This is a genomic window from Cupriavidus sp. R6-3, assembly GCF_059772245.1.
The window spans coordinates 14,569-28,837 of the sequence record NZ_JCBAJO010000044.1 but is presented as its reverse complement, the minus strand read 5'-3'; the positions used below and the strand labels follow the sequence as shown (position 1 = coordinate 28,837).

Here is a 14,269-nt window from a genome sequence, read left to right as displayed (position 1 = left end):
CACGACAATGAGCCCGCGCCGTAACGAGGACGCTGCATGAACCCGTCACGCCTATTCATCGAGCGGCCGGTCGCCACCGCGCTGCTGATGCTCGCGATCCTGCTGTCCGGGCTGGTCGCCTACCGGATGCTGCCGCTGTCGGCGCTGCCCGAGGTCGACTACCCGACCATCCAGGTCACCACGCTGTATCCGGGCGCGAGCCCTGACGTGATGACCTCGGCGGTGACCGCGCCGCTGGAGCGCCAGTTCGGCCAGATGCCGGGGCTCAAGCAGATGTCGTCGTCCTCGTCGGGTGGCGCGTCGGTGATCACGCTGCAGTTCGACCTGACGCTGCCGCTGGACGTCGCCGAGCAGGAGGTGCAGGCCGCCATCAATGCCGGCAGCAATCTGCTGCCCGGCGACCTGCCGATGCCGCCCGTCTACAGCAAGGTCAATCCCGCCGACGCGCCGATCCTGACGCTGGCGATGACCTCCGACACGCTGCCGCTGCCCAAGCTGCAGGACCTGGTCGATACGCGCGTGGCGCAGAAGATCTCGCAGATCCAGGGCGTGGGCCTGGTCACCATCAGCGGCGGCCAGCGCCCGGCCGTGCGCATCCAGGCCAACCCGACCGCGCTGGCCGCGCTCGGCATGTCGATCGACGACCTGCGCACCGCGATCGGCGCGGCCAACGTCAACGGCGCCAAGGGCAGCTTCGATGGCCCGGCGCGCGCCTCGACCATCGACGCCAACGACCAGCTGCGTTCGGCCGACGAATACCGCCAGATCATCATCGGCTATCAGAACGGCGCGCCGATCCGCATCACCGACGTGGCCACCATCGTCGACGGCCCGGAAAACTCGCGGCTGGCGGCCTGGGCCAACGGCAAGCCGGCCATCGTCGTCAACATCCAGCGCCAGCCCGGCGCCAACGTGATCGCCGTGGTCGACCGCATCAAGACCATGCTGCCGCAGCTGCAGGCCTCGCTGCCGGCCTCGGTCAAGGCCGAGGTGCTGACCGACCGCACCACCACCATCCGCGCCTCTGTGCACGACGTCGAGATCGAGCTGCTGCTGGCGATCGCGCTGGTGGTGATGGTGATCTTCCTGTTCCTGCGCAACGTGCCGGCGACCGTGATCCCCGGCGTGGCGGTGCCGCTGTCGCTGGTCGGCACCTTCGGCGTGATGTACCTGGCCGGCTTCTCGATCAACAACCTGACGCTGATGGCGCTGACCATCGCGACCGGCTTCGTCGTCGACGACGCCATCGTGATGATCGAAAACATCATGCGCTACATCGAGAAGGGCGAGTCGCCGATGGCGGCGGCGCTCAAGGGCTCGAAGCAGATCGGCTTCACCATCATCTCGCTGACCTTCTCGCTGGTCGCGGTGCTGATCCCGCTGCTGTTCATGGGCGATGTGGTGGGCCGGCTGTTCCGCGAGTTCGCGGTGACGCTGGCGGTATCGATCCTGATCTCGGCGGTGGTGTCGCTGACGCTGACGCCGATGATGTGCGCACGCATGCTGCGCCATGTGCCCGAGGACCAGCTGCCGCGCTTTCATCGCGCCACCGGCGCCTTCTTCGACCGCGTGATCGAGCGCTACGGCCGCGCGCTGAACTGGGTGCTGGGGCGCCAGCGCGCGACGCTGCTGGTGGCGATCGGCACGCTGGCGCTGACCGTGGTGCTGTACCTGGCGATTCCGAAGGGCTTCTTCCCGGTGCAGGACACCGGCGTGATCCAGGGCGTCACCGAGGCCTCGCAGAGCATCTCGTTCCAGGCGATGGCGCAGAAGCAGCGCGCGGTCTCCGAGGTGGTGCTGAAGGACCCGGCGGTGCAGAGCGTGTCCGCCTTCATCGGCGTCGACGGCACCAACACCACGATGAACGCCGGCCGCATGCTGATCAACCTGAAGCCCAAGGGCGAGCGCGACGACATCGCGACCGTGACCGAGCGGCTGCAGGCCGCGGTCGAGGAAATGGGCGGCGTTTCGCTGTACATGCAGCCGGTGCAGGACCTGACCATCGAGGACCGCGTCTCGCGCACGCAGTACCAGTTCACGGTGGAAGACCCCGATCCGCAGACGCTGGCGACCTGGGTGCCGAAGCTGGTCGAGCGGCTGAAGGAGGAACCCGAATTCCGCGACGTCGCCACCGACCAGCAGAACAACGGCTTGCGCGTCTATGTCGACATCGACCGCGACGCGGCCGCGCGCTTCGGCATCACCACCGCGGTGATCGACAGCGCGCTGTACAGCGCCTACGGCCAGCGGCTGGTATCGACGATCTTCACGCAGGCGAGCCAGTACCGCGTGGTGCTGGAGGCGATGCCCGAATTCCGCGACAACCCGCAGGCGGTGGCCGAGCTGCGGCTGCCCTCCTCGTCCGGCGGACAGGTGCCGCTGGGCGCGTTCGCCCGCATCAGCGAGCGCACCGGCCCGCTGGTGATCAACCACCAGGGCCAGTTCCCCGCCGCGACGATCTCGTTCAACCTGGCGCCGGGCGCGGCGCTGGGCCATGCGGTCGACAAGATCAAGCAGGTCGAGCAGGAGATCGGCCTGCCGATCTCGATGCAGACCACCTTCCAGGGCGCGGCGCTGGCCTTCAGCGCGTCGCTGTCGAACACGCTGTGGCTGATCCTGGCCGCCGTGGTCACGATGTACATCGTGCTCGGCGTGCTGTACGAGAGCACCATCCATCCGGTGACGATCCTGTCGACGCTGCCGTCGGCCGGCGTCGGCGCGCTGCTGGCGCTGCTGCTGGCCGGCCATGACCTGGGCATCATCGCGATCATCGGCATCATCCTCCTGATCGGCATCGTCAAGAAGAACGCGATCATGATGATCGACTTCGCGCTGGAGGCCGAACGCGAGCGCGGCATGGCGCCGCGCGACGCGATCTTCGAGGCGTGCCTGCTGCGCTTCCGCCCGATCCTGATGACGACGATGGCGGCGCTGCTGGCCGCGCTGCCGATGATGCTGGGCACCGGCATCGGCTCCGAGCTGCGCCGGCCGCTGGGCATCACGATGGTGGGCGGCCTGCTGGTCAGCCAGGTGCTGACGCTGTTCACCACGCCGGTGATCTACCTGGCGTTCGACCGGGTCGCCGGCCGGCTCAAGGGCTGGCGGCGCCGCCGCTTCGGCGATCCCGACGCCGACGTCGATGCGGACTTCGGCCCGGGCGGCACGCCGGGGGGTACCCCGGGCGGCATCCCCGGAGCCCCGCCGCCCGTCGACACGCCGAGGGCACCATGAACCTGTCGGCCATCTTCATCCACCGGCCGGTCGCGACCGCGCTGCTGACGCTGGGCATCCTGCTGGCGGGGCTGGCCGCGCTGCGGATGCTGCCGGTGTCGCCGCTGCCGCAGGTCGACTATCCGACCATCTCGGTGTCGGCCTCGCTGCCGGGCGCGAGCCCCGAGACGATGGCCGCCACCGTGGCGACGCCGCTGGAGCGCGCGCTCGGCTCGATCGCCGGCGTCAACGAAATCACGTCGAGCAGCTCGCTCGGCTCGACGCGGATCGTGCTGCAGTTCGACCTGTCGCGCGACATCGACGGCGCCGCCCGCGACGTGCAGGCAGCGATCAACGCCTCGCGCGCGACGCTGCCGAGCAGCCTGCCGGGCAACCCGACCTACCGCAAGGTCAACCCGTCGGACGCGCCGATCATGATCATCGCGCTGACCTCGCCAACGATGACACGCGGCCAGCTGTACGACGCCGCCTCGACCATCCTCGCGCAGAAGCTGTCGCAGATCGAGGGCGTCGGCCAGGTCACGATCGGCGGCGCCTCGCTGCCGGCGGTGCGGGTCTCGCTCAATCCCACCGCGCTGAACAAGTACGGCATCGCGCTGTCCGACGTGCGCAACGCGATCAGCGCGACCAATGCGAACCGGCCGCTGGGCGTGGTCGAGAACGACAGCAAGGCCTGGCAGATCTACGCCAACGACCAGGCGATGAAGGCGGAAGACTACATGCCGCTGATCATCCGCTATGCGACGCCGGGCAGCTATTCGACCACCACCGCCGGCGCGCTGATCGCCAGCACGTCGAGCGCGACCTCGGGCGGCACGGTGCGCACCACCACCGTCAACGGCGTGACGACCACCACGGTGACCGCCGGCGGCACGACCACCACGACCGTCAACAATGCCAGCGGCAGCAATGGCGCCACCAGCGGGCCAAACGCCTTCGCGGTGCCGGTGCGGCTGTCCGACGTCGCCACCGTGACGGACTCGGTGCAGGACGTGCGCAACGCCGGCTCGGCCAACGGCGAGCCTTCCGTGCTGCTGGTGCTGAACCGCTCGCCGGGCGCCAACATCATCGAGACCGTCGACCGCGTCAACGAGATGCTGCCGACGCTGCGGCAGATGATCCCGGCCGCGATCTCGATGGACGTGATGATGGATCGCACGCCGACCATCCGCGCGTCGCTGCGCGAGGTCGAGCACACGCTGATCATCTCGGTGGCGCTGGTGATCATGGTGGTGTTCCTGTTCCTGCGCAACGTGCGCGCCACGCTGATTCCCAGCGTCGCGGTGCCGGTGTCGCTGATCGGCACCTTCACCGTGATGTACCTGGCCGGCTTCTCGCTGAACAACCTGTCGCTGATGGCGCTGACGATCGCCACCGGCTTCGTCGTCGACGATGCGATCGTCGTGCTGGAGAACATCTCGCGCCATCTGGAGGCCGGCATGCGGCCGGTGCAGGCGGCACTGCGCGGCGCAAGGGAGGTCGGCTTTACCGTGATCTCGATGAGCCTGTCGCTGATCGCGGTGTTCATCCCGCTGCTGCTGATGGGCGGCATCATCGGCCGGCTGTTCCAGGAGTTCGCGATCACGCTGTCGGTGGCGATCCTGGTCTCGCTGGTGGTCTCGCTGACCACCACGCCGATGATGTGCGCGCGGCTGCTGCGCGAGCCGCAGCGGCAGCGCCCGCCTGGCCGCTGGGATCGCGCCAGCGAGCGCGTGTTCACCTGGATCAACGAGCGCTATGCGCGCTCGCTGTCGGTGGCGCTGCGGCACAGCCGCCTGGTCTGGCTGATCCTGCTGGTGACGATCGGCCTGAACGTCTGGCTCTATGTGATCGTGCCGAAGGGCTTCTTCCCGCAGCAGGACACCGGCCGGCTGATCGGCTTCATCCGCGCCGACCAGGCCACCTCGTTCCAGGCGATGCGCCAGAAGCTCGACAGCTTCATCCGCATCGTGCAGTCCGACCCCGCCGTGGTCAACGTGACCGGCTTCACCGGCGGCTCGCAGCGCAATACCGGGCAGATGTTCGTCACGCTCAAGCCGCTGTCGGAGCGGACCGAGACCGCCAACGAGGTGATCGCCCGGCTGCGCGGCAAGCTTGCCAGGGAGCCCGGCGCCAGCCTGTTCCTGGTGCCGGTGCAGGACATCCGCATCGGCGGCCGGCAGAGCAGTTCGCAGTACCAGTTCACGCTGCGCTCGGACGACCTCGAGGTGCTGCGCGCCTGGGAGCCCAAGGTCCGCAATGCGCTGTCGAACCTGAAGGAGCTGGAGGACATCGACACCGACACCAACGACAAGGGCCTGCAGACCTCGGTGATCGTCGATCGCGACACCGCGTCGCGGCTCGGCGTCACGATGCAGCAGGTCGATTCGCTGCTGAACGACGCCTTCGGCCAGCGCCTGGTGTCGACGATCTACCATCCGCTGAACCAGTATCGGGTGGTGATGGAGCTCAGTCAGGAGTACCTGCAGGGGCCGAACGCGCTGAAGGACATCTATGTGGTGACCGGCGCGGGCAATCGGGTGCCGCTGTCGGCATTCGCGCGCGTGGTGCCGACCAGTACGCCGCTGGGCGTCAACCACCAGGGCCAGTTCGCGGCCTCGACGATCTCGTTCAACCTGGCCGAGGGCGTGTCGCTGTCGCAGGCGACCGAGCGCATCCAGCACGAGATGGCCCGCATCGGCGCGCCCGAATCGCTGCAGGCGAATTTCGCCGGCACCGCCAGCGCCTTCCAGGAGTCGCTGCGCAGCCAGCCGCTGCTGATCCTGGCCGCGCTGATCACGATCTATATCGTGCTGGGCGTGCTGTACGAAAGCTACGTGCACCCGCTGACGATCCTGTCGACGCTGCCGTCCGCGGGCGTCGGCGCGCTGCTGGCGCTGCTGGCCTCGGGCACCGAGTTCAGCGTGATCGCGCTGATCGGGGTGATCCTGCTGATCGGCATCGTCAAGAAGAACGCGATCATGATGATCGACTTCGCCATCGATGCCGAACGGCGCGAGGGGCTGACGCCGCGCGAGGCGATCTATCGCGCCTGCCTGCTGCGCTTCCGCCCCATCATGATGACGACGATGGCGGCGCTGCTCGGCGCGGTGCCGCTGGCGCTCGGCCGCGGCGACGGCGCCGAGCTTCGCGCGCCGCTCGGTATCTCGATCGTCGGCGGCCTGCTGGTCAGCCAGCTGCTGACCCTCTACACCACGCCGGTGGTCTACCTGACGCTGGACCGCTGGCGCCTGAAGTGGCAGGCCTGGCGCAACCGCCGCCAGGCCCGTCGCAACAGCGGCGGCGGCGCGCCGTCCGCGCCCACGCCTGCCGGATTCGATTCGTGACGATGACCCAGAAAGCGATGACCCGCCCCTCCTCCCTGCCCCGCTGCGTCGTGATGGCCTGCGCGCTGCTGCTCGGCGCCTGCGCGGTCGGCCCCGACTACCAGCGGCCCGATGCGCCCGTGACGCCCACCTTCAAGGAGGCGCCGGCCGAATGGGGCCAATGGAAGCCCGCCGAGCCGGGCGACGCCAGCCAGCGCGGCGACTGGTGGACCGTGTTCGGCGATCCGCAGCTCGACGCGCTGATGGCGCGCGTGAAGATCTCCAACCAGACCATCGCCGCCGCCGAGGCGCAGTACCGGCAGGCCACCGCGATCCTGCGCGCGGCGCGCTCGGGCTACTTCCCGGTGGTCGGCGCGCAGGCCAGCGTGGACCGCTCGCGCAGCGGCAACGGCAATATCAGCAGCGCGCAGACGGCGACGCTGTCGGCCAGCTGGGAAGTGGACCTGTGGGGCCGCGTGCGGCGCCAGGTCGAAAGCAGCGAGGCCAGCGCGCAGGCCAGCGAGGCCGACCTGGCCTCGACGCTGCTGTCGACGCAGGCCACGCTGGCGCAGACCTATTTCCTGCTGCGCGTCGCGGATGCGCAGCAGGCGCTGCTGCAGCGGACCGTGGCCGACTACGAGAAGTCGTTGCAGCTGGTGCGCAACCAGTACCAGGCCGGCATCGCGCAACGCTCCGACGTGCTGCAATCGGAGACGCAGCTCAAGAGCGCGCAGGCGCAGCTGATCGACATCCAGATCGAGCGCGCGCAGTACGAGCATGCGATCGCGGTGCTGACCGGACAGCCGCCGGCCGCGTTCTCGCTGGCGCCGATCGACTTCACCGAGACGGTGCCGCGCGTGCCGGTCGCGGTGCCGTCGCAGCTGCTCGAACGCCGCCCGGACATCGGCGCGGCCGAGCGCCGCATGGCGGCCGCGAACGCGCAGATCGGCGTCGCGCAGGCCGCGTATTACCCGACGCTGAGCCTGTCGGCCGCGGGGGGCTTTACGTCCAGTTCGCTGGAGCGCTGGCTGTCGCTGCCGAACCGGATCTGGTCGTTCGGCCCCGAACTGGCGATGACGCTGCTGGACTTCGGCGCGCGCAGCGCCGCGAAGGAACAGGCCATCGCGGTCTACGACCAGACCGTTGCCAACTACCGCCAGACGGTGCTGACGGCGTTCCAGGAGGTCGAGGACAACCTCGCCGCGGCGCGCCTGCTCGAGCAGGAAGCGGTGGTACAGAACGAGGCGCTGCAGTCCGCGCGCGAGGCGCTGTCGCTGGTCAACAACCGCTATCGCGCGGGTACCGCCGGCCTGCTCGACGTGCTGACGGCGCAGACCGCGGCCTATACCGCCGAGCGCACCGCGCTGTCGATCGCCGGCCGGCAGCTGACCGCCAGCGTGGTGTTGATCAAGGCGCTGGGCGGCGGCTGGCAGGGGCCGGGGACGGCGGTGGCGAAGGAAGCCGGGGACGGCGCGGCGGTGGCGCGCTGAGCGGTGCGCCGGCGGGATGCCGGCGCCCTTGCCCTCTCCCCCGCCCCTCTCCCGCTTGCGGGAGAGGGGAGAGAACCGGCGTATTCACCCACGCATCGCCAGTTCCAGCGATACCGTGCTCCCCGCTTGCGGGAGAGGGGGTTGGGGGAGAGGGCAAACCCGCCTGCCACCTTGCTGCGCAACTCATCCCCCTGCGCGCCGCCGTGGCGCCGGCTGCGGCAGCGGCTGGTGGCTGACCCGCTCCTGCAGCCACGCGCCGGCCTTGCCGAGCGGGCGCTGCTTGTGCCAGACCAGCTCCATCGCCACCGGCCAGTCCTGATCGTCGAAGTCCAGTTCGGGCGAGACGAGTTGCGCGGCGGCCGGCGAATTGGCGGCGACGTGCCACGGCACGAAGGCCCAGCCCAGTTCGCGCTTGACCAGCTCGACGATGACCCAGTGGCTCTCGACCCACCAGACCTCGGCGGCCACGCGCAGGCGCATCTTCTCCTCGCTGTCGCTGCGCACCGCCACCATCAGCTGGCGATGGCGCTTGAGCTCTTCCCAGCCGACCCGCTGCTGCGCCGCCAGCGGATGGTCGGGCGCGCAGATGATCTGCATCGGCACCCAACCGAGCCCGCGGAACGCCAGCGCGGGCGGCAGCACCTCCTGCCGCCACATCAGGCCCAGGTCCGCGCCGCCCTCCAGCACCAGCCGGCTGACGTCCTCCATCACCGGGAACAGCAGCTCCAGCTCGACCGCGGGAAACCGGTGCGAGAACTCCTCCAGCAGCACGCCCAGCGTCTCCTCGGGATACAGCTCGTCGACCGCCAGCACCAGCCGGCTTTCGACGCCCTCGCCCAGGCTCTTGGCCACGCCGCGGAAATGCTCGCAGCGCTCCAGGATCACGCGGGCCTCGACCAGCAGGCGCTCGCCCGCCGGCGTCAGCGCGGGATAGCGGCCGCTGCGGTCGAACAGCGCGTTGTCGAGATCGATCTCGAGATTGGACACGGCGGTGCTGACCACCGACTGGGCCTTGCCGAGGCGGCGCGCCGCCGCCGAAAACGAGCCGGTCTCGGCCGCGGCGACGAAGGCTTGCAGTTGTTCTAGGGACAGGCTCATGGCAGATGCTCGGCTGGATGCGGGTAAAGCGCGGGAAGGCCCCATGGTGCCACAGGTCCAGCCATCCATCTGGATAAGCGATACTTTCCAACTTGTATCTGCTGCTCTACCCGATAGACTGGGCGCCATTGTCTTTCATGGAGCAGCACAATGCGCGGTACGCTCGACAGAATCCGTCACACGGTCGGCTTCGAACTGATCGGCCTGCTGATCTTCGCGCCCCTGGGCAGCTGGGTGTTCGGCTACGCCCTGCACCAGATGGGCGTGATCGCCGCGGTCGCTTCGCTGGTCGCCGCGGTCTGGAACTACGTCTACAACCTGATGTTCGACAAGGCCATGGTGCGGCTGACCGGCTCGGTGCGCAAATCGCCGGCGGTGCGCGTCTGCCATGCGCTGCTGTTCGAGCTGGGCCTGCTGATCGTGTTCCTGCCGTCGGTGGCGTGGTATCTGAAGATCAGCCTGCTCGATGCGCTGCTGATGGATCTGGCGGTGGCCGGCTTCTACGTGGTCTACGCCTTCGTCTACAACTGGGCCTACGACATCGTGTTCCCGGTGCCGGGCCGCGCGGTCCCCGGCGAGGCCTCGGGCAGCGAGCCGGCCTGACCGGAGCGAGGCCAACACAGACGGCATCAACGACAACGCCCCGGGCCAGAGGCCGGGGCGTTCTGCTTTTTGGCGCCGCCAATGCGGGACGAATCTGCGGGCAAGCCGCGCGCCCTGCGGTGGCACGCTGTGGTGGCACGCTGTGGTGGCGCGCTGTGGTGGCGCGCTGGGGTGGCGCGCTGGGGTGGCGCGCTGGGGTGGCACGCTGCAAGGGCTCGCTGCGATGACTCTGCTGGCGGCGCGCTCGCGCGATCCCTGCTTCTTGTCCCTGCTTGTTGTCCCCGCTTCTTACTTCTTCTTGTCGTCGGTAAGCACATTGCCGACCACGCCGCCCAGCGCGGCGCCGCCCAGCGTGGCGCCCGGCCCGCCGATCAAGGTCGCGCCCGCGACCCCGCCCACGCCCGCACCGATGGCGGTGTTGCGCTGCTTGGCGGTCATGTCGGCGCAGCCCGCGGTGGCGAGCAGCGTGGCCAGCGCGAACGACAGGGTAAGGGTACGCATCGAGAGCTCCTTGTACGGGCGAGAGGTAGTTCGATTGTGCGGGGGCATGGCACACGGCAGGCAGACGATGGCCACCTATGTCGGTGTCAGATAAATCCCACATGGGTCGCCGCACCGTTGGCGACGGCGGCGTGGCGCGACACCTTGTCATCGGTGCGCGTTAGACCTCGGGCGCGCCACTGCGAGCCCGACCATGCTGCCGATTCTCATGCCGCTTCTCCTGCCGATCCGCCTGCCGATCCCCCTTCGCCTCTGCGCCTTGCGCCGCCCCTTCGCGGCAGCGCTGCTGCTGTGCCTGAGCCCGCTGGCATGGGCGGCGCGGCCGCTGGTCACCGACGACGCGCGCATCGTCGATCCGCAATCGTGCCAGCTCGAATCGTGGCTGCGCTTCAACCGCGACGGCACCGAGCGCTGGGCGCTGCCGGGCTGCAATTTCACCGGCAACTTTGAATGGACGTTCGGCGGCGCGGTGCAGCGATACGGCGACGGCCCCGGCAACGCGATCACCGATCTGCAGTTCCAGGGCAAGACGGTGCTCAAGCCGGTCGAGACCAACGGCTACGGCGTCGCGCTGACGCTCGGCATGACCGAATATCCGAAGGCCGAGCGGCGCAGGACCCCGGGCGGCCTCTATCTGAATCTGCCGGTGACGGTGTCGATGCGCGACGACCGCCTGCTGCTGCATGCGAACCTCGGCGCCACCCACGATCGCGCCGAACGGCAGACCCGCATGACCTGGGGCGTGGCCGGCGAGGCGGCGGTCAGCGAGCGCTGGGCCATGATCGCCGAGAGCTTCGGCGAAAGCGGAGACAAGCCGTGGATCCAGCTGGGCGCCCGGGTGTGGATCGTGCCGCAGCGCGTCCAGGCCGACATGACCTGGGGCACGCAGCTGAACCAGCCGCGCGAGACGCGCTTTGTTTCGATCGGCCTGCGCCTGCTGTCGCCGAGCTGGGGCAACTGATCCCGGCCGGCGTACCGGCTCGCGCTTGCGCACGTCGACGATTTAGTTATACTCCATAACAATTCGTCGACCATCAAGATCGAAAGCGGATCGCCCGTCGCGCGCAGGTCCGCCACAGGAGACACCATGCGCATCGCCATCGCAGGCGGCGGCATCGGCGGGCTGACGCTCGCGCTGCTCTGCCATCGCCACGGCATCGACGCCGAAGTCTGGGAAGCCAGCGAATCCCTGAAGCCCCTCGGCGTCGGCATCAACCTGCTGCCCCATGCCGTCCGCCAACTGGCCGAGCTCGGCCTGCAGCCGGCGCTGGCGCAGATCGCGATCGAGACCAGCTCGCTGTCCTACTACAACAAGTTGGGCCAACGGATCTGGCACGAGCCGCGTGGACTCGCCGCGGGGTATCCCTATCCGCAGTTCTCCGTGCATCGCGGCGAGCTGCAGATGCTGCTCTATCGGACCGCGGTGGAAAGGCTCGGCGCCGAGCGCGTGCATACCGGCCATGCCTTCGAGACGGTGCACGACACCGGCGCGCGGCCCGGCTCGCCGGTGCGATTCACGCTGCGCCGGCGCGCCGACGGTGCCGAGGTGCAGGCCCGCGCCGACGTGCTGGTCGGCGCCGACGGCATCCATTCGGCGGTGCGGCGGCAGTTTTATCCGAGCGGCGACGAGCCACGCTTTTCGCGGCGGATGCTGTGGCGCGCGGTCACCGAGGCGCCGCCCTATCTCGGTGGCCGCTCGATGTTCATGGCCGGCCACCAGGACCAGAAGTTCGTCGCCTATCCGATCTCCGAGCCGCTGCGACGGCAGGGCCGTTCGCTGATCAACTGGATCGCCGAGCTGCGCGTGCCGGACGACGCGTCGGACACGCCGCCGCGCAGCGACTGGAACCGGCAGGTCGACAAGTCGGTGTTCCGCGAGGCCTTTGCCGGCTGGCGCTGGGACTGGATCGACATTCCGGCGCTGATCGACGGCGCTGCCGCGATCTACGAATTTCCGATGGTCGACAAGGACCCGCTGCCGCGCTGGACCTTCGATCGCGTCACGCTGCTCGGCGACGCCGCGCATCCGATGTACCCGATCGGCTCGAACGGCAGCGCGCAGGCGATCGTCGATGCGCGCCATCTGGTCGACTGCCTGCTCGGCACGCCCGATACCGGTTACGCGCTGCGCGAGTACGAGGCGGAGCGGCTGCCGCGCACGGCGGGCATCGTGCTGCGCAACCGGCTCAACGGTCCCGAGCAGGTCATGCAATTGGCCGAGCAGCGTGCGCCGCAGGGCTTCACCGATATCGAGCAGGTCATTGCGCGCAGCGAACTCGAGGCGATCGCATTGCGCTACAAGCAGTTGGCGGGATTCGATCGCCAGTCCGTGCAGGGCGGCGCCCGCTGACCGCCCGCGCCATCATAAAAAAGGGAGACATTCGATGACACTTCGCCGCACCACGCTTGCGCACCTCGTTCTGGCGCTCGCCGCCACCGGCGCGCTTGCCGGCCCCGCGCTGGCCGACGTCACCGTCGGCGTCAGCATTTCGTCGACGGGGCCGTCGGCATGGCTGGGCATTCCGCAGAAGCAGTCGCTGGGCCTGCTGCCGCAGCAGATCGCCGGCGAGACGATCCGCTATGTGGTGCTCGACGACGGCTCCGATCCGACCCAGGCGACCAAGGTCGCGCGCCGCTTCGTCAGCGAGGACAAGGTCGACATCATCCTCGGCTCGTCCGCGGTGGCGCCGTCGATTGCCATCGCCGAGGTCGCCGACGAGAGCAAGACCGTGCAGCTGGCGTTCTCGCCGATCGAACTGAAGCCCGGCCGCGGCGAATGGACCTACCGGCTGGCCCAGCCGATCAGGCTGATGGCCGAGGCCGTCGCGGCGACCGCCAAGGCGAAGGGGGTCAAGACAATCGGCTTCATCGGCTTTGCCGACGCCTATGGCGAGACCTGGCTGAAGGAATTCACCACCGCGGCGGCGGCCAACGGCATCCGCGTCGTCGCCACCGAGCGCTACGCGCGCTCGGATACCGCGGTCACCGCGCAAACGCTGAAGCTGATCTCGGCGCGCCCGGACGCGATGCTGATCGCCGGCGCCGGCACCGGCGCCGCCCTGCCCCACACCACGCTGCGCGAGCGCGGCTATCGCGGGCCGATCTACCACACGCACGGCGCCGCCACCAAGGACCTGATCCGCATCGGCGGCAAGGCGGTCGACGGCGCCATCCTGCCGGCCGGACCGGTCATCGTGCCCGAGCAGCTCGCCGCCGACAGCGCGCCGAAGAAGCCGGGCCTCGACTACGTGAGCCGCTACGAGAAGCAGTACGGCGCGGAGAGCCGCACGCAGTTCGGCGCGCATCCCTACGATGCCGGCCTGGTGCTGCAGCGGATCGTGCCGGTCGCGCTGAAGCGGGCCAGGCCGGGCACGCCGGAGTTCCGCGCGGCACTGAAGGCGGCGCTCGAAAGCGAGCGCGAGATCGTGGTCTCACACGGCGTGCTGAACTACACCAGCCAGGACCACTTCGGCTTCGACCAGCGCGGCCGCGTGATGCTGACGATCGACAACGGCAACTGGAAGCTGCTCAAGTGAGCGCCGCATCGGCATTGGCCGGCTTGCCGACGCCGAAGTTCGAGCATGTCGCCGACTTCAGCTTCCGCCTGGATCCGGCGATCGAGATCGGCGCCAGCGCGGTGGGGCAGCGGCGCGTGATTCCAATTCTCGATGGGGTCGTCGATGGACCGCTGCTGCGCGGCCGTGTGCTGCCCGGCGGCGCCGACTTCCAGCTGGTCCGGCCGGACCTTGGCGACGGCGTCACGGTCGCGGAGATCGAAGCGCGCTATGTCGTGCAGACCGATGACGGCGCACGGATCTACATCGTCAACGCGGGCCTGCGCAGCGGTCCCGCCGATCTGCTGGCGCGCCTGTCCGCAGGCGAGACGGTCGATCCGTCGCGGATCTACTTCCGCACCGCCCCGCGCTTCGAAACGCAGGCGCCCGCCTATCGCTGGCTGATGCAACACACCTTTGTCGCCACCGGCGCGCGGTTCCCGGACCGCGTGCAGATGCGATACTTCCGCGTCGCCTGAACGGATCG

10 protein-coding genes are annotated in these 14,269 nt (G+C 69.2%); 8 read left to right on the top strand and 2 right to left on the bottom strand.

Annotated features, from left to right (window positions below):
* The first annotated feature begins 36 nt into the window (after window positions 1-36).
* From AC6EI8_RS10360 to AC6EI8_RS10350, 3 genes are read left to right on the top strand one after another with little or no spacing between them, the layout of a single operon-like run.
* Window positions 37-3,231, top strand: a complete 3,195-nt coding sequence (locus tag AC6EI8_RS10360) for an MdtB/MuxB family multidrug efflux RND transporter permease subunit (protein WP_498381877.1) — start codon at window positions 37-39, stop codon at window positions 3,229-3,231.
* Entirely contained in the window at window positions 3,228-6,557 is a 3,330-nt protein-coding gene (locus AC6EI8_RS10355) for an efflux RND transporter permease subunit (protein ID WP_498381876.1), read from the top strand. The genes AC6EI8_RS10360 and AC6EI8_RS10355 overlap by 4 nt, the downstream gene beginning before the upstream one ends.
* Window positions 6,558-6,574: 17 nt before the next feature.
* On the top strand, window positions 6,575-8,026 hold the full coding sequence (locus AC6EI8_RS10350; protein WP_498381875.1) for an efflux transporter outer membrane subunit: 1,452 nt from the start codon (window positions 6,575-6,577) through the stop codon (window positions 8,024-8,026).
* Window positions 8,027-8,209: 183 nt separating this feature from the next.
* Here the strand turns inward: AC6EI8_RS10350 and AC6EI8_RS10345 are convergent, their stop codons facing one another.
* On the bottom strand, window positions 8,210-9,124 hold the full coding sequence (locus AC6EI8_RS10345; RefSeq protein WP_149316842.1) for a LysR family transcriptional regulator: 915 nt from the start codon (window positions 9,122-9,124) through the stop codon (window positions 8,210-8,212).
* A gap of 150 nt (window positions 9,125-9,274) precedes the next feature.
* On the opposite strand from AC6EI8_RS10345, the gene AC6EI8_RS10340 reads away from it, so the two are divergent.
* Window positions 9,275-9,727 (top strand): PACE efflux transporter, encoded by a 453-nt coding sequence (locus AC6EI8_RS10340; RefSeq protein WP_150083293.1) that lies wholly within the window; start codon window positions 9,275-9,277, stop codon window positions 9,725-9,727.
* Between the two features lie 288 nt (window positions 9,728-10,015).
* Here the strand turns inward: AC6EI8_RS10340 and AC6EI8_RS10335 are convergent, their stop codons facing one another.
* Window positions 10,016-10,228 (bottom strand): YMGG-like glycine zipper-containing protein, encoded by a 213-nt coding sequence (locus AC6EI8_RS10335; RefSeq protein ID WP_006579879.1) that lies wholly within the window; start codon window positions 10,226-10,228, stop codon window positions 10,016-10,018.
* A 208-nt stretch (window positions 10,229-10,436) separates the two neighbouring features.
* Between AC6EI8_RS10335 and AC6EI8_RS10330 the strand changes: the two genes are divergently transcribed.
* The 4 genes from AC6EI8_RS10330 to AC6EI8_RS10315 all read left to right on the top strand — a co-directional run bounded on the left by AC6EI8_RS10330 (window position 10,437) and on the right by AC6EI8_RS10315 (window position 14,261).
* The gene (locus tag AC6EI8_RS10330) at window positions 10,437-11,189 is read left to right on the top strand and encodes a PA4824 family protein (protein WP_498381874.1); all 753 of its coding nucleotides are present in this window, start codon (window positions 10,437-10,439) and stop codon (window positions 11,187-11,189) included.
* A gap of 126 nt (window positions 11,190-11,315) precedes the next feature.
* Window positions 11,316-12,578 (top strand): flavin-dependent oxidoreductase, encoded by a 1,263-nt coding sequence (locus AC6EI8_RS10325; RefSeq protein WP_498381873.1) that lies wholly within the window; start codon window positions 11,316-11,318, stop codon window positions 12,576-12,578.
* A 34-nt stretch (window positions 12,579-12,612) separates the two neighbouring features.
* Window positions 12,613-13,764, top strand: coding sequence for an ABC transporter substrate-binding protein (locus AC6EI8_RS10320; RefSeq protein WP_498381872.1), 1,152 nt, complete (start codon window positions 12,613-12,615; stop codon window positions 13,762-13,764).
* The gene (locus AC6EI8_RS10315; protein ID WP_498381871.1) at window positions 13,761-14,261 is read left to right on the top strand and encodes a DUF3237 domain-containing protein; all 501 of its coding nucleotides are present in this window, start codon (window positions 13,761-13,763) and stop codon (window positions 14,259-14,261) included. Before AC6EI8_RS10320 ends, AC6EI8_RS10315 begins: the two co-directional genes overlap by 4 nt.
* The last annotated feature ends 8 nt before the right edge of the window (window positions 14,262-14,269 follow it).

Bases quoted from the DNA above. Each gene is read 5' to 3' on its own strand.
- AC6EI8_RS10360 (WP_498381877.1), top strand. From the start codon at position 37: ATGAACCCGTCACGCCTATTCATCGAGCGGCCGGTCGCCACCGCGCTG.
- AC6EI8_RS10355 (WP_498381876.1), top strand. From the start codon at position 3,228: ATGAACCTGTCGGCCATCTTCATCCACCGGCCGGTCGCGACCGCGCTG.
- AC6EI8_RS10350 (WP_498381875.1), top strand. From the start codon at position 6,575: ATGACCCGCCCCTCCTCCCTGCCCCGCTGCGTCGTGATGGCCTGCGCG.
- AC6EI8_RS10345 (WP_149316842.1), bottom strand. From the start codon at position 9,124: ATGAGCCTGTCCCTAGAACAACTGCAAGCCTTCGTCGCCGCGGCCGAG.
- AC6EI8_RS10340 (WP_150083293.1), top strand. From the start codon at position 9,275: ATGCGCGGTACGCTCGACAGAATCCGTCACACGGTCGGCTTCGAACTG.
- AC6EI8_RS10335 (WP_006579879.1), bottom strand. From the start codon at position 10,228: ATGCGTACCCTTACCCTGTCGTTCGCGCTGGCCACGCTGCTCGCCACC.
- AC6EI8_RS10330 (WP_498381874.1), top strand. From the start codon at position 10,437: ATGCCGCTTCTCCTGCCGATCCGCCTGCCGATCCCCCTTCGCCTCTGC.
- AC6EI8_RS10325 (WP_498381873.1), top strand. From the start codon at position 11,316: ATGCGCATCGCCATCGCAGGCGGCGGCATCGGCGGGCTGACGCTCGCG.
- AC6EI8_RS10320 (WP_498381872.1), top strand. From the start codon at position 12,613: ATGACACTTCGCCGCACCACGCTTGCGCACCTCGTTCTGGCGCTCGCC.